The 22872-nt window shown below is 51.3% G+C and carries 17 protein-coding genes and 1 pseudogene; 10 read left to right on the plus strand and 8 right to left on the minus strand.

Features of this window, described 5'->3' with window-relative positions; translation table 11 throughout:
- Positions 1–30: 30 nt before the first annotated feature.
- Together SH302x_RS25540 and SH302x_RS25545 are read left to right on the plus strand one after the other, a co-directional pair.
- A complete protein-coding gene (locus tag SH302x_RS25540; protein ID WP_479365823.1) occupies positions 31–687 on the plus strand; it encodes a ribonuclease H1 domain-containing protein in 657 nt (218 codons plus the stop codon).
- 177 nt (positions 688–864) lie between these two features.
- Positions 865–2337 carry a TIGR04222 domain-containing membrane protein gene (locus tag SH302x_RS25545; protein WP_479365825.1) on the plus strand — a complete coding sequence of 491 codons (1473 nt, stop codon included), beginning with the start codon at positions 865–867 and terminating at the stop codon, positions 2335–2337.
- A gap of 10 nt (positions 2338–2347) precedes the next feature.
- On the opposite strand, the gene SH302x_RS25550 is transcribed toward SH302x_RS25545, so the two are convergent.
- The gene (locus SH302x_RS25550; protein ID WP_479365827.1) at positions 2348–3193 is read right to left on the minus strand and encodes an alpha/beta hydrolase; all 846 of its coding nucleotides are present in this window, start codon (positions 3191–3193) and stop codon (positions 2348–2350) included.
- A 132-nt stretch (positions 3194–3325) separates the two neighbouring features.
- Between SH302x_RS25550 and SH302x_RS25555 the strand changes: the two are divergent.
- The 6 genes and pseudogenes from SH302x_RS25555 to SH302x_RS25580 form a co-directional block, all read left to right on the plus strand.
- Positions 3326–4315, plus strand: a pseudogene (locus SH302x_RS25555) (sulfatase-like hydrolase/transferase); the annotation flags it as partial.
- A gap of 1048 nt (positions 4316–5363) precedes the next feature.
- Positions 5364–5612, plus strand: coding sequence for a BON domain-containing protein (locus SH302x_RS25560; RefSeq protein ID WP_479365829.1), 249 nt, complete (start codon positions 5364–5366; stop codon positions 5610–5612).
- 82 nt (positions 5613–5694) lie between these two features.
- On the plus strand, positions 5695–6948 hold the full coding sequence (locus SH302x_RS25565; RefSeq protein WP_479365830.1) for an NAD(P)/FAD-dependent oxidoreductase: 1254 nt from the start codon (positions 5695–5697) through the stop codon (positions 6946–6948).
- A 144-nt stretch (positions 6949–7092) separates the two neighbouring features.
- On the plus strand, positions 7093–8193 hold the full coding sequence (locus SH302x_RS25570) for an HD domain-containing protein (protein ID WP_479365831.1): 1101 nt from the start codon (positions 7093–7095) through the stop codon (positions 8191–8193).
- 132 nt (positions 8194–8325) lie between these two features.
- Complete coding sequence (locus tag SH302x_RS25575) at positions 8326–9507, plus strand: 3-keto-disaccharide hydrolase (RefSeq protein ID WP_479365832.1); 1182 nt, start codon at positions 8326–8328, stop codon at positions 9505–9507.
- Positions 9508–9897: 390 nt separating this feature from the next.
- Positions 9898–10566 (plus strand): LuxR C-terminal-related transcriptional regulator, encoded by a 669-nt coding sequence (locus tag SH302x_RS25580; RefSeq protein ID WP_479365834.1) that lies wholly within the window; start codon positions 9898–9900, stop codon positions 10564–10566.
- Positions 10567–10691: 125 nt separating this feature from the next.
- On the opposite strand, the gene SH302x_RS25585 is transcribed toward SH302x_RS25580, so the two are convergent.
- The 3 genes from SH302x_RS25585 to SH302x_RS25595 form a co-directional block, all read right to left on the minus strand.
- Entirely contained in the window at positions 10692–12560 is a 1869-nt protein-coding gene (locus SH302x_RS25585) for an alpha-amylase family glycosyl hydrolase (protein WP_479365835.1), read from the minus strand.
- A 313-nt stretch (positions 12561–12873) separates the two neighbouring features.
- Positions 12874–13242 carry an Hpt domain-containing protein gene (locus SH302x_RS25590; protein WP_479365836.1) on the minus strand — a complete coding sequence of 123 codons (369 nt, stop codon included), beginning with the start codon at positions 13240–13242 and terminating at the stop codon, positions 12874–12876.
- Between the two features lie 118 nt (positions 13243–13360).
- Positions 13361–15748 (minus strand): hybrid sensor histidine kinase/response regulator, encoded by a 2388-nt coding sequence (locus tag SH302x_RS25595; protein ID WP_479365837.1) that lies wholly within the window; start codon positions 15746–15748, stop codon positions 13361–13363.
- Between the two features lie 286 nt (positions 15749–16034).
- Here SH302x_RS25595 and SH302x_RS25600 point away from each other — a divergent pair, with 286 nt between their 5' ends.
- Complete coding sequence (locus SH302x_RS25600) at positions 16035–17654, plus strand: sigma 54-interacting transcriptional regulator (RefSeq protein WP_479365838.1); 1620 nt, start codon at positions 16035–16037, stop codon at positions 17652–17654.
- Positions 17655–17708: 54 nt separating this feature from the next.
- On the opposite strand, the gene SH302x_RS25605 is transcribed toward SH302x_RS25600, so the two are convergent.
- From SH302x_RS25605 to SH302x_RS25615, 3 genes are all read right to left on the minus strand, one after another.
- Positions 17709–18305, minus strand: coding sequence for an ANTAR domain-containing response regulator (locus SH302x_RS25605; protein ID WP_479365839.1), 597 nt, complete (start codon positions 18303–18305; stop codon positions 17709–17711).
- A gap of 45 nt (positions 18306–18350) precedes the next feature.
- The gene (locus SH302x_RS25610) at positions 18351–20234 is read right to left on the minus strand and encodes an AI-2E family transporter (protein WP_479365840.1); all 1884 of its coding nucleotides are present in this window, start codon (positions 20232–20234) and stop codon (positions 18351–18353) included.
- 160 nt (positions 20235–20394) lie between these two features.
- Complete coding sequence (locus SH302x_RS25615) at positions 20395–20568, minus strand: DUF1328 domain-containing protein (protein ID WP_479365841.1); 174 nt, start codon at positions 20566–20568, stop codon at positions 20395–20397.
- Between the two features lie 225 nt (positions 20569–20793).
- Between SH302x_RS25615 and SH302x_RS25620 the strand changes: the two genes are divergently transcribed.
- Positions 20794–21270, plus strand: a complete 477-nt coding sequence (locus tag SH302x_RS25620; RefSeq protein ID WP_479365842.1) for a PA2169 family four-helix-bundle protein — start codon at positions 20794–20796, stop codon at positions 21268–21270.
- A gap of 91 nt (positions 21271–21361) precedes the next feature.
- Here the strand turns inward: SH302x_RS25620 and SH302x_RS25625 are convergent, their stop codons facing one another.
- Positions 21362–22837 (minus strand): alpha-amylase, encoded by a 1476-nt coding sequence (locus SH302x_RS25625; RefSeq protein ID WP_479365843.1) that lies wholly within the window; start codon positions 22835–22837, stop codon positions 21362–21364.
- Positions 22838–22872 lie beyond the last annotated feature (35 nt).

Here is a 22872-nt window from a genome sequence, read left to right on the forward strand (position 1 = left end):
GGATTTGCGCGTGCATCTAGGAGCAAAACAATGACCGCGAAGAAGCCAAAATTCTATGTGGTATGGCAAGGCCGTACGCCTGGCGTCTACACAACCTGGGACGCATGCCAGGCGCAGATCAGCGGGTACTCGGGGGCCAAGTATAAATCATTTGGCTCTATGGCCGATGCTCAAGCTGCATATCAAGAAGACGCTGACGAACATTGGGGCGTTGGTTCTGGCGATGCAAAGGACAAAAATTCAACGCCGGTCGTTGACTACGAACGATTGGCAGACCTGGGAGTCGACATGTCCGCGTGGTGCGTTGACGCTGCTTGCAAGGGGAATCCGGGCGAGCTCGAATACCAGGGAGTCGAGCTATCGTCTCGCATTCACTTGTTCCATATGGGCCCGTTTCCGGAAGGCACTGTGAACATTGGTGAGTTCCTGGCGATTGTGCACGCGCTGGCGTTGCTGCATGAGAAGCAACCTTACACGCCGATCTATTCCGATTCGAGGATCGGCATCAGTTGGGTCAAGCGTGGGAAGTGCAAAACTAAACTTCCGCCCTCAAGTGCCAATCAGCGTTTGATGAATCTGGTCGCTCGCGCCGAAAAATGGTTGGCTGAACATCGCTGGACCAACCCGCTGTTGAAATGGGAAACCAGTCGCTGGGGTGAAATCCCGGCCGACTTCGGTAGGAAGTAAGTATCTAGAAAGCAGGAGAGCCTGAGTTGGTCTTGGTTTTGCCGGCTAGGCACCGTGAACAACATAGTTCGCCATCAGTCCGGCGATCGGGAAGTTTCCTGGCCCGAATGGATCAGTTATGATGAAGGCAAGCGAGTAAGCAACGTAGACTCAAATTTTCCGATCAGGGGCGCGCCTATGGCGAACGCGAACTACCAAGATTTGATCGATCGAGTGATCCATTTCGAAATCGATCCTGGCCCAAAAACTTTCTCGTTCGAAGATCGCTTGGCCCACGAGAATGGTTGGACGTTGAATTTCGCTCGCGAAGTCATCCTTGAATATAAACGATTTTGCATTTTGGCTGTATGTGCAGGCCACCCAGTAACCCCTTCCCAAGCGGTGGACCAAGCATGGCACTTGCACTTGACTTATACCCATTCGTACTGGGATCGCTTTTGCCGAGAGGCATTAGGAAAGCCGCTTCATCACGGTCCTACCGCAGGCGGACTATCTGAGAGTCTTAAGTTTCAAGACTGGTATGAAAGAACTCTTGAAAGTTACAAAGATATTTTTGGCTTTTCGCCGCCGGCGCGAGTTTGGCCAAACGTTAAAGAGAGGTTTGCCGGAAACGATCAAATCCACTGGGTCGATCGCCGAGCGCATGTCATTCTCAGCAAACGATTCCTGAAACAAACTATGTTGGCTGTGTTGATCGTGCTGACGAGCATGGTTGTTTATGCTTGGCAAGACCGGCGTTGGAATGTCCCACCGTTTCTTTGGAATGGAGAAGCATTCCTGGTGTTCTACGTCATCTTAGGCCTTGCCGCATTAGTTCTGATCGCGGTATCCCGTACTATCTCGTCCAAGTCAACTACGGCAGCAGTAGCGGATTCAGAAGATGTGGAGCTGAGCACGGACGAGCTCGCGGTTCTAGCGGGTGGCCCAACGCGTCTCATGCAGGTGTCACTCACTCGCCTTTACTTGGAGAACCAAATCGAAGTAGTAAAACGATGGTTTTCGCATTCGCTGCAAGCGGTTAAAAAGCAGCCCACGACGAGTTTAATCGATAGAGATATCTTCGAAGCGATTGCAAGTCATGCGCCTGCGAAACATCTGGCGCGAGTCGTGAAGCCTCATTGCAATAAGATTGAGGCGCGACTCCGAGATTTACATTTGATTCAAACTCACCGAGTTACGGCGATAACGTGGCTCGCTTGCTTGACGATGATTTGCTTGGCAACCTTACGAATCATTCAAGCAGAGCAACGCCAAGAACCGTACATTTTTCTGATCGTCGCACTCACTTTCTTCCTCTTCATAGCTTTTGCCCTAAATGCAACTGGCTATTCGACAGTTGCAGGCAGCCGCCAGTTGATCCAGGCTCGCAGAAAATCGCAGCAAGCTGCCAATCACAACTCCCCGCAGACCGCAGAACAAGCTGACATTCCGCGTGCCGTGGCCGCATTAGGAGTCGGTGCGCTGCGATCCGTCACTGGCGCCGCGATCTTATACCAATTCTTGCATTCAACGCACGGAGGTAGCGGGGGAGCAACCGGAGGATGCGGAGCAGGAGGTGGCGATGGGGGAGCAGACGGAGGTGGTGGGGGATGTGGTGGGGGATGTGGTGGGGGATGTGGTGGTTGTGGCGGCGGTTGCGGAGGCGGTTAGACTGCGAAATCTACTGCAAATGCTCATCGAACCAACGGATCAATCCGCGAACCATTTCAGCCGACTGCTGGGCATTAAAACCATGTGCGGCACCTGGAAAGACCACAAGTTCTGATTTCACTTCGACTTTCTTAAATGCCTCCGCAATTTTCTCGCTGTGCCAGAGAGGTACCAATTCGTCCTTATCTCCATGGAACAATAGCGTCGGAGCATCGTCCGCAGTGACAAACATCAACGGCGACACCGAAGGAGCGTCCTTGGGCTCGAAACGCAACGCGGGGAACTGCTCGCGGCGTGGGTTACCGGGTTCTACATATGGCACCAAGTCAGTCGGCGGGTAGACGGCCACAACGGCTGCAACGCGTGGGGCAACCTGACCATCGATGGCAGGAAGATCATTTGTTTGCGTTCCCAGAATTAAAGACAAGTGACCTCCGGCGCTGAATCCAAACACGCCAATTTTCTCTGGATTGATCTTCAGGTCCTGTGCATGATTGGCAATGTATCGCAGCGCGAGTTTAACATCCGAAACGGCCTCGGGAACAACGTACCGTGGACTACTGCCATGCCGAACCGCGATGACCGTATAGCCTTGATCGAGCATAGGTCGAAACATGCTCATGGACTGTTCGGGAGGCAGCCAAGTAGAAACCCAGCCACCACTGACCATGAACACCAATCCGACTCCCTTGGCATTTTTCGCAGGAGTGAAAACGTCAAATGTTAACGCCATTCCATCCTTATGACCGTAGACAACATCCGGCCGAATATCAACGGCTTGGTCAGCATAGGAAGTGCGCGCGGCCTGATAACTAGTCAGGGAAACAATCAGCATCCAGATCGAGTATAATCGCATAGTACTTTTAGAACATCGAATAGGGAAAGAAAATTCGAATTGCCGTCCGCTTGCTGGGTCCACATCAGCAATAGTATTCTAACAGAGCCTACGTATTCGTGTTGTTACGCCATGAGCAAGTCCTACAAGACCATGAAGCCAAGTAAGTTCATTTCTATCGTCTTCCTTTTTATCGCTCTGGTTGGCAGGGTTACGCTGGTTTCAGGCGAAACCAAGAGCCCTAACGTCCTGCTTGTGATGACCGATGATCAAGGCTGGGGCGACCTTAGCCTGAACGGTAATCGCAACCTGCAGACGCCGAATATGGATCGTCTGGCACTTGAGGGAGCAAGATTCAATAACTTTTACGTCTGTCCGGTTTGTTCGCCAACAAGATGTGAAGTATTGACAGGACGTTATCACTTAAGTTGCGGAGTTACCGGCGTCACGCAAGGCGGGGAACGGATCAATCTTGACGAAAGGACACTCGCAGATGTTTTTCAGCATGCGGGATATCGAACTGGGCTTTTCGGCAAGTGGCACAACGGAACGCAACATCCTTATCATCCGAACAATCGAGGTTTTAGTGAGTTTTACGGTTTCACTTCCGGACATTGGGGGCACTATTTCTCTCCGGAGTTAGATCACAACGGTCGGATTGTGCAGGGCGACGGGTACTTAAGTGATGATTTTACAAATCGCGCCATCGCATTCGCTCAAGCATCTGCACAACAGCCTTTCTTTATTAAGCTATCGTACTGCACTCCACATTCTCCGATGCAGGTGCCCGACTCGTGGTGGAGTCAATACAAAGATTTGCCGCTTACTTCGCGAGCCACAGCCTCCGACCGCGAGAATATCGATCATACGCGTGCAGCGTTGGCGATGGTATCCAATTTGGACTGGAATATTGGCCGCTTACTAGATGCCCTTGAGCAATCGCGCCAACTGGACAATACCATCGTGTTGTTTATGACTGACAATGGACCTAACGGGCACCGATACAATGATGGAATGTCCGGGATCAAAGGCAGTGTCGATGAGGGGGGCGTTCGCAGCCCACTGTTTGTTCGCTGTCCGCGATTGATTCAAGCTGGTCTAGAAATTGAGCAATTGGCCGGCGCCGTCGATATTCTGCCAACGCTGGTTGAACTCTGCGAACTGAGCGACGCCGCTTCGAAAGTAGGAATCGATCAACGCGGAAAGCAACTTCACGGAATCTCGCTAGCAAGATTTTTGACCCAAGCAAATCAAGCGATTTCCTATCGAAAGTTATGGACTACCTGGAACAATAAACACAGTTTGCGCACACAAGTGTATCGCTATATCGATGATAATCGACTGTACAACATACATGAGGACCGGGCGCAACGCGAGGAACTGTCCGGCCAGCAGACCGAACAGTTAAATGCGATGAAAACAGAGCTCCAAGCCATCGTCACGACCTTCTCGCGCATGAAGGAGAATCGGCCATTCACAGTCGGCTATGCTGCAGATGTCCCAGACCAACTGCCCGCGCGCGACGCCATCCTGAGCGGCGGATTGGAGTATTCTTCAAAACATCCCAATTGCTCTTTCATCACAAGCTGGACCAATACCGATCAGCAAATTGCCTGGCCCGTCGAAGTCCTGGAGCCCGGCAGATATCGCTTTGAAATCTACTATCAATGTCCAGCGGAGATGCTGGGCGCAACACTCCAATTAGAAAGCGACCTTGGTCCAAGTTCTGAGATGTTACGTTTTCGGTGGGAGGCTGCTTTTTCATCAGATCTGGTTGGAGCTGAGGAAGATCGAGTCCCGCGGCAAGAGTCTTACTGGAAGACCTTCGGCAAGCAGGACATCGGGACGATGGAGTTGCAGGCTGGCTCACAAACACTAACGCTAAAGGCAGAAGCAGTACCGCATGCCAGTGTCGGGGAAGTTCGAATGTTAGTCGTTACACGAACTCTTTGACAAGCGAATTGGCAAAGGACTGACTAGTCCGAAATCCAGGCACCAGACGGCGAGCGTAGGCCTGTAATAGATGTTTCGGATGTACTGCTACTTGGCTGACAATTTAGCACAGGTCTGATTTTCAGGTTTGTTTTTGCGTCGCACCGAGCCGATGTGAGGAGAGCACGGAAGTGGCATTTGCGATCGGTGATGGATTGCCCGACAATCAAGGCGGTTTTATGGACTTCTGGTGTTACTCATGGCGCAACTCTCTCGCATTGACCAACCTGCAAACGCTCAACCTTTGACATTCCGCGTTAATCAGGCTTTACAATCGAACCCATATCTCTCTGGAACTCACATCTCTTTTTCGGCCAAGGCGGGAAGCGTAACCTTGCGAGGATCCGTTCGGTCTTTTTATCAAAAGCAGATGGCTCAGGAAGTCATCCAAAACTTTGCTGACGTGCACGAAGTCAACAACCAAATTGAAGTCGCCATTTCAAGGTAAAACTGCACTACAGCCGTTGCAATCCGAACAATCCATGAAACAATTCTGAAAGTCAGTTCTAAACTTCGGTCTTTCAGGCATCATGAGCAACGGTAAGCAATCAGTTTTAATTCTTGGCGGCGGGCTCATTGGGCTCGCGTCCGCTTACTATCTTAACCGATCCGGTTACGCGGTGACTGTCGTTGACAAAGGCCGCATCGGAGGGCAGTGCTCGCACGGGAATTGCGGCCTGATTACGCCCAGCCATGTTCTACCGTTGGCTGAGCCGGGGACAATTCGCTACGCAATCACGGCAGCTCTGAAACGCAGCCCGGCGCTTCGCGTTCGGCTGCGATGGGATGTTCGTTTGTGGAAGTGGCTATGGAATTTCGCGCGACGGTGCAATCATGACGATATGGTCGAAGCGGCCGGGGCCATCAACTCGCTCTTAAAGTCGTCTCGCGACCTTTACCGACAGATCATCGTTGAGGAGAATCTAAACTGCGAATGGCAGAAGCAGGGATTATACTTCGTTTATCAGGACAAGCACAAACTTGACCAGTACGAGCCTACCAATGAGTTATTGACTCGTGACTTCGATGAGCCTGCAGAACGTATCGACGCAAAAGAGTTGCAGCGGCGGGAGCCGAGTCTATCCAAACATTTAGCTGGAGCTTGGTATTTCGAAACCGATACACATCTGCGGCCAGACCGTTTGGTAAGCACGTGGCGGGACTTGTTAGCGCAACGCGGCGTTGTATTCTTGGAAGAATGTGAAGTGCTTAATATCCGTCGCGAGTCGGACAAGGTCGTTGGCGTCGACACTTCCCAAGGCGCACAAACAGCAGACGAGTATGTTATTGCACTCGGGTCTTGGACGCCGTTGCTCACTAAGGCACTTCGTTTTGACGTTCCCATCCAACCTGGGAAAGGTTACTCGATTACCATGCACGGCAATCCGACCAAGCCCAATGCGCCGATGATTTTCCCTCAACATCGCGTTGCTGTCACACCGTTTGAAGCCGGCTTGCGACTAGGCTCGATGATGGAGTTTGCTGGTTATGATTCTACGATTCAAGAAAAGCGATTAGAGCACCTAACGAAGACAGCCAAGCTGTACTTCAACAACTGGCAAGGCGGTCCCATTGAAGAGAAGTGGTATGGCTGGCGTCCTATGACTTACGACAGTGTGCCGATTATTGACCGAGCCCCCAAGCTATCAAATGTGACGATTGCGGCTGGGCACAACATGTTGGGTTTGAGCATGGCGCCTTCCACAGGAAAACTTGTGGCCGAAATTGTCAGTGGAGCGGATCCACACTTGGCCCTGAGACCATACGCGGCAGGGCGTTTCTGAGTATCTCATACAATCGCATTTGACAAAGTTCGCAATGTCGTTGTAGCATGGTGAGATCGTTGGTGTTGATAAGGCTACCAGCGACTGCTGGAAATTATTCTTTGAAACCCAAATTGGCGCCTGTGATGGGTTTTGGCGCTGGAAATGAAGTCGACAAAACTTCGACGACAAATCTGTTACGAAGCCGCTCGGTCTATGTATTTCCGACAAGAGTCTGAATACTACCGAGCGAAATTAAAAGCTGCGAAACGAATCTGCCAAGGTTGGGTCAAACCTTCTGACCTTCCTAGCAATTCTGAAATCCGTGACGAGATCCAATCGTTTGCCCGGCTGCATGAGGGCAAGGCTCGTATCGACAATCTCCAGCGTATGAGGTTGGTTGCCTTGCGAGTGATGAGGTTGTTGAATCGCTTTCGCCCCAAGCTCATTGGCAGCACACTGACCGGACATATCCGCAATGGCAGTGATATTGACGTTCATGTTTTTTCCGACAGTCTGCAAGCTGTCACGCAAACGCTTGATGATCAGTTGCTGTTCTACGACGTGGAACGCAAGCAAGTTCGCAAACATGGCGAAGAGCGAGTGTTCTTGCACATCCATTTGCGAGATGAATTTCCAGTTGAGATCACCATGTATGATGCTGCCCTGCACAGCCATGTATTCAAGAGTTCTATTACGGGCAAAGCCATTGAAAGAGCCTCCATCCCGCAACTTGAACAATTTCTGAGACAAACCTATCCAGACTTAGACATTGATCTTGAGCTAAAGGATTTGGACGAACAACCAGATCGCTTCCAGTTATATACAGCGTTGCTATTGCCGCTGGAGAATGTCAAGCAACATGCCAAGTACCATCCGGAAGGAGATGCCTTGTACCACAGCTTGCAGGTATTTGATTTGGCGTATGAGGAACTCCCTTATGATGAAGAGTTCCTCCTGGCAGCACTGCTGCATGATGTAGGCAAAGGCATCGACCGGGAAGACCATGTCGGTTCCGCCCTCGAAGCGTTGGAAGGTTTTATTTCGCCGCGTACCGCGTGGCTGATCGAGCACCATATGGAAGCCCATCGCATTGCGGATGGATCGATTGGCGTCCGCGCCCACCGACGGCTTCGAGAAAATCCCAACTATGAAGATCTGCTGGTACTGGGCGAGTGCGATCGAGGCGGGCGAACTCCCGGCGTGGTGACCTCAACGCTCGAAGAAGCGATCGAATGTATCCGGGGGATTTCTGATCAGTATTGACCTGTAGAAATGCGAGGCGGTTTGAATTAAGCTGTAGTTCTCCCGTTGTCGACCGTCGGACCTTCATTTTAACGACCGGTCGCGGACAACGCAGTGCTTTTTCGTCATCCTCCCAGCCCCCGCCATCCCAACATGAAGTACCTGATTCATTTTCTTTGCAGTAGCGTCTTGCTCACTGCGGTTGCTTCGCACGCAGTCGCTCAAGACCAAGCAACACCCGTGGTCGCCGTCAAAGTGGAAGCGGTTCAAGAAAATCCCGACTACATGTTACTGGGCGAGTTCCAGGGCACAGTCCAAGACGAAAACGATTCGGAACAAACATTTGCGTTGCAGGTTCGCCCGGTAGGACGAGATCGGTTTGAGGCCATTGGCTACTACGGTGGCTTGCCTGGCGAAGATGGATTTCAAAACGAGCTGATTCCGATGGTTGGCAAGCGGCATAAAGAGTTTGTGGTGCTGTCGGGCAGCCCATGGGCTATTTTTGCGACCCAAGAGCAATGTGTTTTGGTCAACTTAGATGGCAATAAGATCGGCACTCTGCAGCGGGTCGCACGGAAAAGCCCAACTCTGGGTGCCCGAGCTCCAAGCGAAGCGATTGTGCTGTTTGATGGCAGCAGCACTGACCAGTTTGTCAATGGCCAGATGACCGAAGATGGGCTGTTGATGAAGGGAACCGAAATTAAGCAATTGATGCAAGACTTTGATTTGCATCTTGAGTTTTGGTTGCCATTTATGCCCGCTGCTTCCGGCCAACAACGTGGCAACAGTGGAGTGTACATCCATAGTCGCTATGAATGCCAGATCCTGGATTCGTTTGCGCAAGACTTGCTGTTCGATGGCTGTGGTGCCATCTATCGCTTTAAGTCGCCAGAAGTCAACATGTGCTTACCACCGTTGACATGGCAGACATACGACATCCGCTTTACTGCCGCCAGATGGGCCGCCGATGGCAGCAAGCTGCGCGATGCCCGGCTAACCATTTGGTTGAATGGAGTAAAGGTTCAAGACGACGTCGCATTGCCCAACAAGACGGGCCACGGTTCGGCCGAGCAAGTACTGCTGCTACCGATCAAGCTGCAGGATCATAACGATCCCGTATTTTTTAGAAACATTTGGGCGATTGACCGCGGTCTCAGCGGCTTCCTGGAATTTCCGGTCTTGGGTACGGACGAGCCTGCCACGCAGGGCGACGGTAGTGAAAACGCGACCTCCGACGGGGAAAGCAATGGTACCAGTTCAGACGAGAGTACAACTTCAAGCGAACCAGTTGCCAGTGGCGATCCTGAAATCGCCGAAGACATCGAAAACGACTAAGCGCAAAAGCTTGGGCTTAATGTCGTGATTTGACTGCGAGCAGTTTCCTGCTTGCACTTCTAATCGAAAGTAGATCTCCAAACGATCTGCGTCTAAATAGACCTACATCTATCTAAATGTTCACAGACCTCTTACGTGAACGAGTCGTATAGCTTCAAGCTATGCTCACAAAAAATCTTTTTCAAACACGTTGCAAACTTGGTACGTAGTGTGCTTTACAGGGTTAGACAGATACCGTCACCCGAAGAATGTGTGGTGGGTCTTTAGCAGTCACTCTCGTAGCAGTTACATAGTACCCATATGTCGAGTTCATCGCCATCGAAAGGGTCACTTTATTCTACGCGTGTTGAACGGCAGCTTCAACTGCTTTTTACAACGCTGAGGTTAGTTATGCCCGATCAAAATACTTATATGGATGAACAAGTGGACCACTCAAACACGATGCTTAAGGAACCATTCCATCTGATTCCCTCCTTGCTGGATGCGTCCAGCTTGAATTGCTTCGTTTTTTCGTTAGCCTCCGACGGCACGGTTCAGTATGTTTCTGAATTCGTGAGCGATTTGTTAGGCGTATCGCCAGACGAAATGGTCGGTCGGTCTTTCGACGACTTCTTGTCGGAAAACCCCAGGAATGAAGCAGTTAGGAATCGATGCTGGAATTCGATCCCTAGTAACTCCGTCACGAAATGTCGATGTGAGTTATTGGTCTCGGGAGATTCTCGCCTGCCAGTAATCATGCACAACATGGGCGTTTACGACGATGAAATGCTAGTAGGACTGATCGGAATTGTTCAGCCAGAACAGACCGGAAATGCTTTCGAAAGCGATGCCAAATCTGAGGAACGTGCGAAGGCCCAACAACTCGCCGCCCAGCTTTCCAAGACTGAAAGAGAAGTGGTCGAACTTGTTGTTGCTGGCCACATGAACAAGTCAATGGCAAAGATGCTTGGTGTCGCCGTACGAACTATCGAAGCACGCCGAGCGAGAGCCATGTCTAAGCTCCAAGTTCGCTCGCTACCAGACCTTGTTAAAACTTGGATGCTGGTTGAAGGAAACTAATCTTGGAGACTCCATGGAGTCTCCGATTGTGGTATTGCGCGATTTTCGGCCGACCAACATCGGCCGATGTGCGGCAATTGTCACTTTTTCGCACACGCGGCCGTCGTCAGTTGTCCGCAAATCGATCAGTGTTGTTTGAGCACCGTCTCCGTATCCTTGCTCTCGATTTCTTCGCGGTTCAGAGACTCATGTTCTGCCAGAGCCGCAGACGCTTCGGCTTCAGTCACCTTACCAACATACGTAAGGATATGCACACTGTATGGAGCAAGATTGAAGAGTGTGTCATGTTTGTCGGCGATCGTGATTTGGGGCGGCGAGTAGTTGCCAAACTCTGCCGCATAGCCTTGCCAGTCTGAGTTGAATACTAGGTTCCAGACGCCTTGACGCGGTAGTCGAACTTGCGTTGCTTCACGCGCCACCGCCGAGAAGTTAATCAATACACAGACATCGTCGCCGGGACCTCCGTGGTACCAGCGATGGATGGAAAGCAGATTGCCATCGCCATGTTCGGCCAATACGGACCAATTGCTGCTAGTGAGTCCTTTGGAGTTCCCTGCAACATTTCGTCGCAGCATAATTAGATCGCGAACCATATTTACGATGCCGCGATTCTCTTCTAGTCGACTCCATTCGACAGGATGCGTGTCCCGAAACCACTCGTCAAGCAACAGTTCTTGCCCCTGAAATAACATTGGTACACCTGGGCTACAGAGCGCCAGAGCGATGGCCGCCGTTGCGCGCTTTTTCGCATGCCAAGCGTCTGGGTTTTCCATGTCAATCTCTGAGGGCACACGGGCCTTGCCATTGGCAACCTCATCGTGAGACTCAGTGTAAATGACTCGTTGATAAGGATCATTGTTGTAGCGAAATCCAATCGCTGCCTTCAATGCGTCGATCGAGCGATCTTCATCGCTGGGAGTAATCGCTACACCGCGAACAGGGTGAACAAAAGCGGCGTCCCATTGCAGATCAAACCCAGCGCCGCCCTCGGCGACCGGCTTGGTCAGCCACTCGTTGTTCTGAAGATCTTCAGCAATGGTGATCTTGCCTTTGAACTGATTGCGCACCATCTCGTTGACCTCTTGAGTCAGTGACCAGCCGTCGGCCAGATCACCAGCCGGGTCCCCGTCCCCGCGTACATGCCGTATGAACAACGTCATGTCGAATCGCAAACCGTCGACCCGGAACTCGTCAAGCCAGTAGCGCGCGTTGTCCAAGATGAATCGTCGAACCTCAGCGCGTCCGTAGTCTGGCCGAGTATCTCCCCAGGGAGTTGAGCTGCGCCAATCATTGTAGAAGTAGATGCCACCTTTATCGCCCTGACTCCAGCCATCGAATTGCCATAAAGACAGATCGCTCGGGCCAAAGTGGTTATAGACAACGTCCATGATAACCCCAATACCGCGTTGATGAGCCTCCTTGACGAACGCCTTCAATCCCAGTGGCCCTCCGTAAGCCTGTTCGACGGCAAACAGATGCGCTGGGTTATAGCCCCACGAAAAGTCCCCCGCAAACTCCGCGCACGGCATGAGCTCCACTACATTCACGCCTAAGCTTTGCAAATGGTCCAAGCGATCGATCGCATCGGCGAAGGTACCGGGCTTTCCTTCTTCTTTGGTAGAAAATGTCCCAATATGCAGCTCGTAAATTACGAGCTCGTTACGTGGAGGCAAATGATATTGGTCTTCGCCCCAGTCAAAACTGAGATCGGTCAGGATGCCATTACCCACAGAATTGGTCACTTCTTTGGCATACGGATCAATCCGCGAAAGCTCCTGAGTATTTCTATGAATGATAAAGCGATACCCGTCACCGTACTTTGCTTTTTCGACGTTTCCATACCAGTTGCCATGCTCGTCTCGATCCAACATGTTCTGACTAGAATCCCAGCCATTAAAGTCGCCTACCACGGATACTCGATCAGCGTGTGGAGCCCAGACACGAAAATCAAATCCATTATGAACAGCCCAAGCACCGAACTGGTAATTCTGCATACGATACCTCTTGCGAACAGGATGAAAGGAGTGATCTATAATCAAGCACCGACACACGGAGAAATCCGCCGCGTGGCCGAGAACCACTCGAAGATTCGTGTTTAAAGCTGCAAACACGGCGAAATCGGTGGCTGGACCACTAAAAGCAGGAGATGTGCCAACTGCTGGCAATGCGTAACAACCACAAGGAATTGCCACGCGCCATGCACTAGAAGATTAAGCTATTGGGAAATCGCGTGATTGTGCAACAAAGAATTACTAAGCGAACACAACGGGTCGTGGAATCGCCTCAGTCCAGCTAAAGAGGAGCTTCCTAGATACGGAAACCTGTCGCGAGCGTTTGCAATCGGTGAACAGTCTCCTGTTCAATACCACGCATTTCCGCCACAAGCCCAGCGAGTTCCGAGGCAGATTTCATTGCTTTGGCCCCAAGCTCCAGTTCTTGAGCGAACTTGCGCATAGGCTCCGCAGAAAAGGTTGCGCAGAGGCCTTTCAAAGTATGGGCGTGCAGTTGCAACTGTTCCCAATTTTCGGCTGCCAGACAATCGCTGATCTCCGCGATCTCTACCGGCACATCTTCGACGAACATGCTGGCCAGAACCTGCAGTAGATCGCGATCACCGCCTAGGTTGGCCAGAGCCATTTCAAAGTCGAAGGTTAACTGTTGGTCAATCGTACTCATCGCTCCACTAGCCTACCATGTACTTGCAAGGAATGAACGGGCATCCATGATCGCTCAGCCATCCACGGGGGCAAGAAAATAAGTGTCCTGCCACGATGGAACCTATGCTGCACTACCCCTAGCTTCCTGTCGAGTACTTTCCGAGAATCTCGAGAAGTTTATTCAGCTCAACAGGCTTCGACACGTAATCATTGCAACCAGACGCGAGGCATTTCTCACGGTCACCCGCTAAGGCGCCCGCAGTCAAAGCCACAATGGGTGTCTGGATTCCTAGCAAACGCAACTGCCGTGCCGCCTCGAATCCATTCATCACGGGCATCTGCATATCCATTAAAATTACATCAAAATCTGCCAAAGACTCGGCAAGCTCGATTGCTTGAGCGCCGTTTTCGACCACCGTAATGTGCTGCGAGCAGCCTTCTAGCATTTTTTTGAGCATGAATTGAATGCTGCGCGTGTCCTCAACGATCAATATTCGACTAAACGATGGATGCACACGGTGGGTATCAGCAGGCTCCGCTCCCCCACCCCCGAGCACGTCGCGGCCTGCCGCATCGCTTAAAACCGCTAGCGGACCAGCCTCAATCTCCAGCGTAAAGCAACTCCCAACGCCGCGTTCACTTGAAACCCAAATCCGTCCGTTTAACAAGTGTGCAAGACGCTGAGCTATGGTCAGCCCCAGCCCGGTACCATTAATGTGGTGCTGCTTGGTCTCTCTTGCTTGCGAAAATGCATCGAAGATACTCTCCAAGTGCTCTGCGGAAATACCTAACCCAGTATCCGCCACTGCAACCGAAACGAAAACTCGCTCCTCGTGAGTCCGATAGCTACATTGAACGCGAACCTGCCCCACGTTGGTAAACTTGACCGCATTGCTCACTAAATTCAGAATGATTTGATGAATGCGAATGGGATCGGAATCGAAGATGAATTGAAAGTCAGGTTGATTCTGAAATAACAACTCGACATTTTTCTCTGAGGCCATGGGCCGCATCAATGCAACCACATCGCTGGCAATCTTCGGGAGTGAACATTTTTCACAAGCGATATCCAGTTTCCCGGCTTCGATTTTGGAGAAATCCAGTACATCATTTAATACGCCCAGAAGCAGCCTGCTTTGACCTCGTATCACCTGCAGCAATTCGCGCTGATCATCCGTGTTTAGCATAGCGAGCATGGAATCAGCACAACCAAGGATTGCCGTCAACGGAGTGCGGATTTCATGGCTCATGCTAGCCAAGAACAGACTCTTGGCTTCGCTTGCGGCCTCTGCTGTACGCTTGGCTTCTTGCAATTGCTGCTCATGGCGAACTCGTTCTGAAATATCATTAAAGATGACTACCATTTGGCCCACATTACCTTCGTCATCGGCGACCGCGGAAAGCGTCATCTCGACCCAGATCTGCGATTCATCGTCGCAGTCAAGCCTGACGGTCAAAGCGCTTTCGGTGCGCTGGCGAAGGGCGCTGCGAACTCCATCCATTGCGACCTGGTCGGCAAGTTCGCCCAATAACGACTCGAACGAAGCAGTCGAATTTTTGGCCACGCAGTCACCGGTCAATCTATCAAAGGCTTGATTGGTCCATATGATTCGCTCTGTAGGTTGGGTAACGTCTAGAATAGCGACTCCGTTGGTTGTCGAAGCCAAGGCTCGCTCGGCAGTAGCCATGCGTTCCTGGATTTTTCGATGTGAAGTCACGTCATAGTTTACGCCAGCCATGACGTGCGGTCGACCGCTTGCATACTGGACCACTTTGCCTCGTCCCGCGATCCATCGCAGTTGATTGTTCGAGTCACGCATTCTGAATTCTTCATTGTAGATACCGTCCTGGTCGATGGCTTTTCTAAGCGCCGCGACAAGTCGTGTTCGATCGGGCTCCTCGACTCGAGCGAGGAAATCCGCAGATGATGCGTCAGCCTTGATCCCCAACAGGTCCGACAGTTCCGAGCTAAGCTCAAGTTCGTCGGTGATCAGATTCCACGTCCATGGCATTAGACCGGCAGCTTCGTTAGCTATATGCAATCGCTCCGACTGAACCGCCAAACTCGCTTGGATCTCGGCTTTGGCTTGGTTGGCTTTTTCGATATCTTTCTCTCGCTGTAACAGCAGATGCTCGAGAAAGGAATGGGACCTGAGATTGATCGCTGACGGCAAAACCTTAATCGCTGTGATCACGGTCAAAGTCGACGCAATGGCAGTGGCCAGCTTTGCCAGCGCACCCAACTTGTAGATCGGCCAATAGAAGATCACTGCATCGATAAGATGCGTTGTACCACATGCTAAAATAAAAGTTGCAAAGAGCCAGAACAGCTTACTGAACGGCAAGTCACTTTTCTTCCTAACGATGTATACCAAGATGGCTGGGATGGCGGTGTATGCCGCATAAATCGTTAAGTCTGAGTAGATATGCAGCCAGCCCCATACAGGCTCGGCTTTCCACATCGGCCCGCAGTTCCATCGCGGTGGAAAGCCGGAGGTGCTCCATATTTCCGATAGCCAGTTCATAAGGGCACTGTCTTCCGATTAATGAGTCGCATATTGACCTCAACGCGAGTAAGCATATCCGGTCCCTTTCATGGGTTTAACTTCTTGAAACGGAATGTTCTGTTATAATCACGCCTTCAGCGAATCAGTAAACGCACTGACTTAGAACTGTTCGTAGCCGTACAGAATAAGTTAGTCTAGATTGCATTTTGCCAATAGTCGCACGGCCGGCAGCGCTATGCGTCACTCCTCGTTTCTGTTGCATCTAACGCGAAGCAACCTATCAGCTACCACGATAATCCAAGCTATGACGAAGATCCTTGTTATTGATGATGACCGCACAGTACGAACCATGGTGCAGCGAGGTATCGAGCTGGCCGGGATCGAAGTGATTGAGGCGGCCACAGGCATGGAAGGGATTCAATGTATGGAACGATACCAACCGGATGTCGCGCTGGTAGACATCTTTCTGCCGGAAATCAATGGCTTGGAACTCTTCCGCAAACTTCGAGCCATTGACCGGAAGTTACCAATTATCTTTATCACGGCAGATACTAGCAGCGAGACGACGATCCAAGCAATGCAGCTAGGAGCGTTTGACTATATCTCCAAACCATTGAACCTTCCGCAACTTCGCAGCTTGGTATTGAGTGCTGCTGAAGCTCGGCGTTTGATGGACCTTCCCGTCGCCTTGCCATTGGATGGCAAAGATGATTTAGGCGAGAAATTCATCGGCCGCAGTCCTGCCATGGTCGAAGTATTCAAGGCTATCGGCCGCGTGGCGGCCAAGAATGTCACCGTGCTCATCCGTGGCGAAAGCGGTTGCGGAAAGGAACTAGTGGCTCGCGCTATTGTTCAGCACAGCGCTCGCCGCGAGCAACCGTTTGTCGCTGTGAACTGTGCGGCTATCCCTGACCAGTTGTTGGAGAGCGAACTGTTTGGGCACGAGAAAGGTGCTTTCACAGGGGCAGAACGACGACGCATCGGCAAGTTCGAGCAGTGCGACGGAGGGACCATTTTTCTGGACGAAGTCGGCGATATGACGCCGCTGATTCAAGGCAAGGTCTTGCGTCTATTGCAAGAGCAGCGATTTCAACGTGTGGGCGGTAACGAAGAGATGCACACCAACGTCCGCATCGTCGCAGCTACCAATCGCAATTTAGAAGAGATGGTGGCCAACGGAGAGTTTCGCGAAGATCTTTTCTATCGGCTTAATGGATTCACCATTAACTTGCCTCCGCTGCGCGAGCGACGCGAAGACATTCGACCTCTCCTTGAGTACTTCCTGCGAAGAGCCAGGAGTGAAATGGAAAAGTTCGACATTCAAGGAATTGCTCCGTCAGTCTTAGGAACGTTATGCTCGTACGATTGGCCAGGCAATGTTCGCCAACTGCAGTCGGTGGTGCGCCAAGCGATCCTTAACACCGTCGGCACCGTAGTCGGTCCTGAAAGCCTCCCCAACTTCATCACGGCGGCCGAGCTCGTTGATGTCGACAGCTCCATCACGAACGATCCTGCGATCCCCACTCAAGAGCTTGAGCTACCTGCCTTTGACCCCAATCGTTACGCGTCACAACCCCAGCCCTTGATGGCCGAGAGCGGACTTGGGGCAAATGAACTGTCACCTACTGCAGGTTCGTCGGACGTCGGTGCCGTGGCGCTAGAACAAGAGCCACAACCCACTACCGGTATTGCCCATCTCGCTGAGTATATCGAGCGACGTTTGCACGACTCCACCAATCTTTACTCGGAAGTCGTCGACCAGTTGGAGTGTTATCTAATCACACGCGTGCTAGAAGCGACTGGCGGCAACCAATCGCGAGCGGCAGAGATTCTAGGCATCACGCGAGGGAAGATTCGCGACCGCGTTAGCTCGTTCAATATCCAAGTGGACCGCAGTTCAAAGAATGGTTCCGACGATTCTTGATTGCATCGACAACTCATTTCGTGCTGGCTTGAATCTACTCACAAGCGTCTCGATTTATCTACCGTAGACAGCTTCCAGGTTCAAGACTTTTTCAGCAGCCACAACCATCTTGATTCGATCATCCATGGCCATTTTCCGTAGCCGCTGATAGGCAACTTCCTCATCCACATCGTTGCGACGCATGATCACGGCTTTCGCGCGCTCGATAAGTTTTCTCGTCTGCAGAGCTTCTTTCAACTCAACAACCTCATCTTCGAGTTCCTTGAACTGTTCGAACCTTCGTAGCACCAAATATATCGTTGGCCTAATCTCCGATTCGCGGATCGGCTCGATCAGATAAGCCATCACATGGTCCTCGAGCGCTTCTTCCACAGATGCAAGCGTTGCTTCTGTTGTGACGATTATTGCGGGCAATGTCCGATGCTCCGCAACCTGCAGCAGACAATCTACCGCGTCACGAGTCCCTAAACGCATACCACAAATGATAAGCTGAATGGATGCATCGTTGGCAACTGCAGCCACCAAATCGTCTCCGTCTTCTCCCTCAGCTTGTACACGATAGCCTAGGCTAGCTATGGCTTTTGCAATCGTGTTCCGTTCCGCAGCATTGTCATGCCAAATTGCAATTCGAACATCACTGTAATTATTCATACGTTACCTCGACATCATATATCCTACACTTGACAGAGCAGCTCCTTATGACGATTCGCATGTCGTTGCGACCAGCTCATTTTCACCCGCAATCGCTTTCTGTTCCGTGGTGACAGGCTCGTCTGGTTGCTCATCGTGCTGAAGCGCATCAAGATGCACTAGCAATCGGGATACCGTCCATATGCGATGGCTGTAATAATTTGCGCCAGCAGAGCGAAGCAGGTCTTTGCTTTGCTTTGAAAGAGGCCTCTTGCGCCAGTAACCAACCACGATCTTACCGTTGAAGCCCAATAGACGTAGGCGACGACAAGTCTTGATAACAGGAGTCAAACCTGTCGGAGGTGCACCCGCAATTAGTATTATGCTAGGAGATTTTTGTAATGCCTCTCGTAGTGCAGCTAGACTTTGTTCCTCCAGCACTCCCCATGTGATTGCTTCAGTGCCCGCAGTTGCAACACGTGCTCCAATTGCTGCCGCCTGGCTGCAACAGGCGATTACCGTACCACGATAGAAATAACAAACGTTGTGCTGCTGCGGATCGTTGCTGCCTTTGACTGCCTCCTGGGCCTTGGATTGTTTCCGGCCGTTACGGGTTGTGATTTCTTCAATGAGCTTTCTTGCGTTTGCCTCAATCAACTCACCGTTCTGAACCGTGATTCGCTGTGCGCGCAGTTCGGTTCTGGTCATTGCAAGCGTTCTCAAAACAACATCTTCCACTGCATGACTTAACGAGGTCTCCGCGACATGCTCATCAATGATTCTCCTGGACTCGTCTAGGTCGTCCGACAAAAGTCGCTGATACAAGACGGAATGCGTGGGCAACGGATCCGAGTTCCCTGCCAGCTTATCTAGAGCACCAAAACAGGGTAGGTGCCTCCCGAGCGTGACGATAATCAAGCTAAGGGGAACCGCCATCGCAAGCCCCACCGTGCCCCATGCCCATGCCCAGAACATAAGCGAGATCAACAGAGCTACGGGATTCATGCCAACCGAGTTTCCGAACAAGTTTGGCTCGATAAAATTACCCGTAGTAAACTCCAACAATGCATACAACGTGACGACACCAATTGCGGCAAACCAACTTTGCTGCGACACGATCGACGCGATAAGCGGCAAAAGCATCGATATCGTACTACCAAGATAGGGTACGAATCGAAAGAAGAAGCTCACAACGCCCCACACAATCGCATAGGGCACTCCGAGAAAGAACAGACCAATCGTCAGAACAACGGAGAAGCCCAAGTTGACTGAAAAGAGGCCAAATAAATAGTTGCTTAATCGCTCGGATGTATCGTTCATAACCCGCGTCGTATTCAACAACTGCGACTCGCCTAAGGCGCCGATGAAACGATTGCGGATATCCTCGCGAAAGATCAGCATGAAAATCGTCAGTACCAAAACGGCCACGGCCGTAGCAACAGGCTCAAACACAGATCCGAGCCAGGAAGGAATAATTGTCAACCAATCAACCCCTTGGCTTACGTTCGCTTGCGTCTGGCCTGAGGCATTGTCCGTCCCACCCGCCAACATCTCTGCCGTGGGATCAATAGACAGTTTTACCTGCTGCCAAGTTTTCGCGAAGAAGCCATCCTCGCCAACATAGTTGTCCACATAGGACCTCGTGTCTTTCCAGTACTCTGGAAGACTTGCCAGCAGGTCATTTAATTGCACGACCGCCATCGTAACCAAGGCCGCCAAGCATGCTGTCCCAGTGGCTACCAAAACGCAGACCGACGTGACGCGACCTAAACCAAGTCGCTCTAGGGACCGGACCACTGGCGTCAATATGAAAGAAAACAAGATTGCCAAACCGATTGGCATCAGGATCGGTTGACCAAAAATGATCACCGCCACAAACAACACGAACATTGCAAACAGCGCAAGTCCGTTTATTAACTGCGGATTCACCGTCTTGGGAACTAAAGCCATAGCAACCATCCCTAATTACGTAAAATTACGCTTCGCTACGTAACCTTCGCTTCGCCGCACATTGGATTGATTGAAGACGGCCAACCCCCTTCATCATCAAGACTTGCTTTAGTCAAGCAAGGTGATTATTTAGTCTCGAGGCTGTCGAGCCAAAGTTGCTCTACAGCGTAGTGCGACCGCGAAAGCCGCCTGTTATCAAGCTAACGATAAACAGCACTAGAAAGAGAAAGAACAAGATCTTGGCGATACTGGTTGCTCCGGCAGCGATCCCGCCGAATCCAAATACAGCCGCAACGATCGCCAGTACAAAAAAGGTTAAAGCCCACGATAACATAATATGTTTCTCCGAATACACGTTCAACGCTTTGCCATGCAAACGTGCGCACAGCTTTCACGGGGGAGATATCGCAACCCACGTGCCAACACCTAGCAGCAGGTTCAAGTTGCACTTCTTGCTCGATTATCGATCACCACTGCGCAGGCACGCAATTCGCGTTGGCTAGATACTGCAGGCGAGGAAATCGATTCCCCCAACATCAACCTTTAGTGGAGAGACATTATGGCTTTGGAAACGAAGACAACTTTAAGTGAAGAAACCATCAGCCACCTTCAAACCCTAGCTCGATTAAACATCGACAGCCGAGATGGGTTCCGCTATGCATCCAGCAAGCTGCCACCGGAGTCAGCAGCCATCAAGGAACTCTTCGATGATGCAGCCATTCAACGGGATGCATTAGCCGATGAACTCAATGGCTACGTCAATGTCAATGATTGCAGTGAAGTCCAGGCGGGCTCCGTAGCTGCATCGCTACACCGCTCCTTAATAGCTCTGCGAGACATGTTTTCCTCGGAACACGATCCATATGCCGTGCTGGCCGAAGCCGAACGTGGTGAAGATGTTATCAAGCATGCCTATGAAAATGCATTGAAAGAGACTGCGGGTTCCGCTGTGAACAACGTTCTGCAGCAACAGTACGCAAAAGTAAAATCGATGCATGACAAAGTCCGCGAGCTTCGCGACAGCTACGCTGAATGAACTAGGCGACAACAATTCGATTGAAGAACTTTACGAACAAGCGCCCGTTGAAAGGCAATACAAAGCGTTTCAGCGGGCGTTTCTTTTTCGCTTAGTCGACTGGTATCCAGGCCGAAACGGATCTCTCGCAGCATAAGAAGTCTGCCCACCCCTCGTCGTCGGTCTCGATTATCTCGGATATATGGCCAGTCACGTCGCGGTACTTAACGTTCGAGTGCAACTTCATCCTTTTTCGTCCAGGGGCGCTGTTGCCCAAGACGATAGCCAAACCGCCAGGATGATCGTTGTCTCCCGTTCGCACCCAGCCGATCGTGTTTGGATGATCGAAATAGTCTATCTGCTGGCCGTAGGCCGCAGTTCTTCGCAACATCAAAAAAATATCAATTAAGAACTTATGGCTAGGAATTGCGACCGGATATTGACGGCCATCGGTCCCAACGTCAGTGTATTGTGCACCGAAATAATCGGGATAGAAGACACAAGGATAGCCGTCGCGTCGCAACAGAACCAATGCGTAAGCCAAAGGCGTGAACCACGCTTCCACCACCGACTCCAAGGACTGCAAGGGCTGCGTATCGTGATTGGAAACCAGCGTCACTGCCAAAGTGGGCTCATTCTGCACAAGCGTTTGATCAAAGATCGTTGTTAGATCATAAGCGTCGCCAGCGCGACTTGCGTCAGCAAAGTTCCGATGAAGGGGAGCGTCAAAAAGCGCGATCAGTCCGAGTGTTTGCTCGATAAATGCATGCAGTGCTTCCACATCGTAGGACCAGTACTCGCCCACCGCAAAGATCGGCTTTGAGGCATAGCCTCGCAATTGCTCAAGCCACTTGGGGAAAAAGTCGGCATGGACATGCTTGACCGCATCAAACCTGACACCATCAAATTGCAACTCATCAAAGCACCATCTGCCCCACAGCGCGAGTTCTTCAGCCACCTCGGGATGCTGCACATTCAAATCACAACCCATGAGGTAATCGAAATTCCCTCTTTCTTGATCCACATGCGGCGAGAAAGATTTCCCCTCAAACAAATAAATTGCCCTATCGTCCGGACAGTGGAGGTCGTGGTCTGTTGCAGTAAAATGCCACCAGTGCCACTGGAATGGCGAGTGCTTGCCGCCGCGGCCAGGAAATACAAACTTTGTATACGAGCTTATGATGCGAGCTTCACCCAGTGGCGAGTTTCGATCGTCTGGGTTGAACGGTGTTGCAAGGACCTCTTCGACTTCATCTCCACCGACCATGTGATTGAATACGACATCCAAATAAGCGTGGACTCCGACTGCTTGCAACGCTTGGATTGCGTCCAGTAACTCTTGCTTGGTTCCGTACTTCGTCCGAACCGTACCCCTCTGGTCAAACTCGCCTAGATCGAAAAGATCGTAAACGGCGTACCCAACTTCTCGATTGCCCAGAATTCCCTTATAAGGTGGGGGCAACCAAATCGCTGTAAAGCCCGCGTCAGCCAACTCCTGCGCCTGACTTTCTAGCTGTTCCCACCAAGCTCCGTCGTCGGGCGAGTACCAGTGAAAACCCTGCAGCATAACTCCGTTAAACTCTTGCATGGACATACCGATCAGTGAGGTCGTGAAGCGACAAT

This window comes from Njordella calcicola, assembly GCF_056494125.1.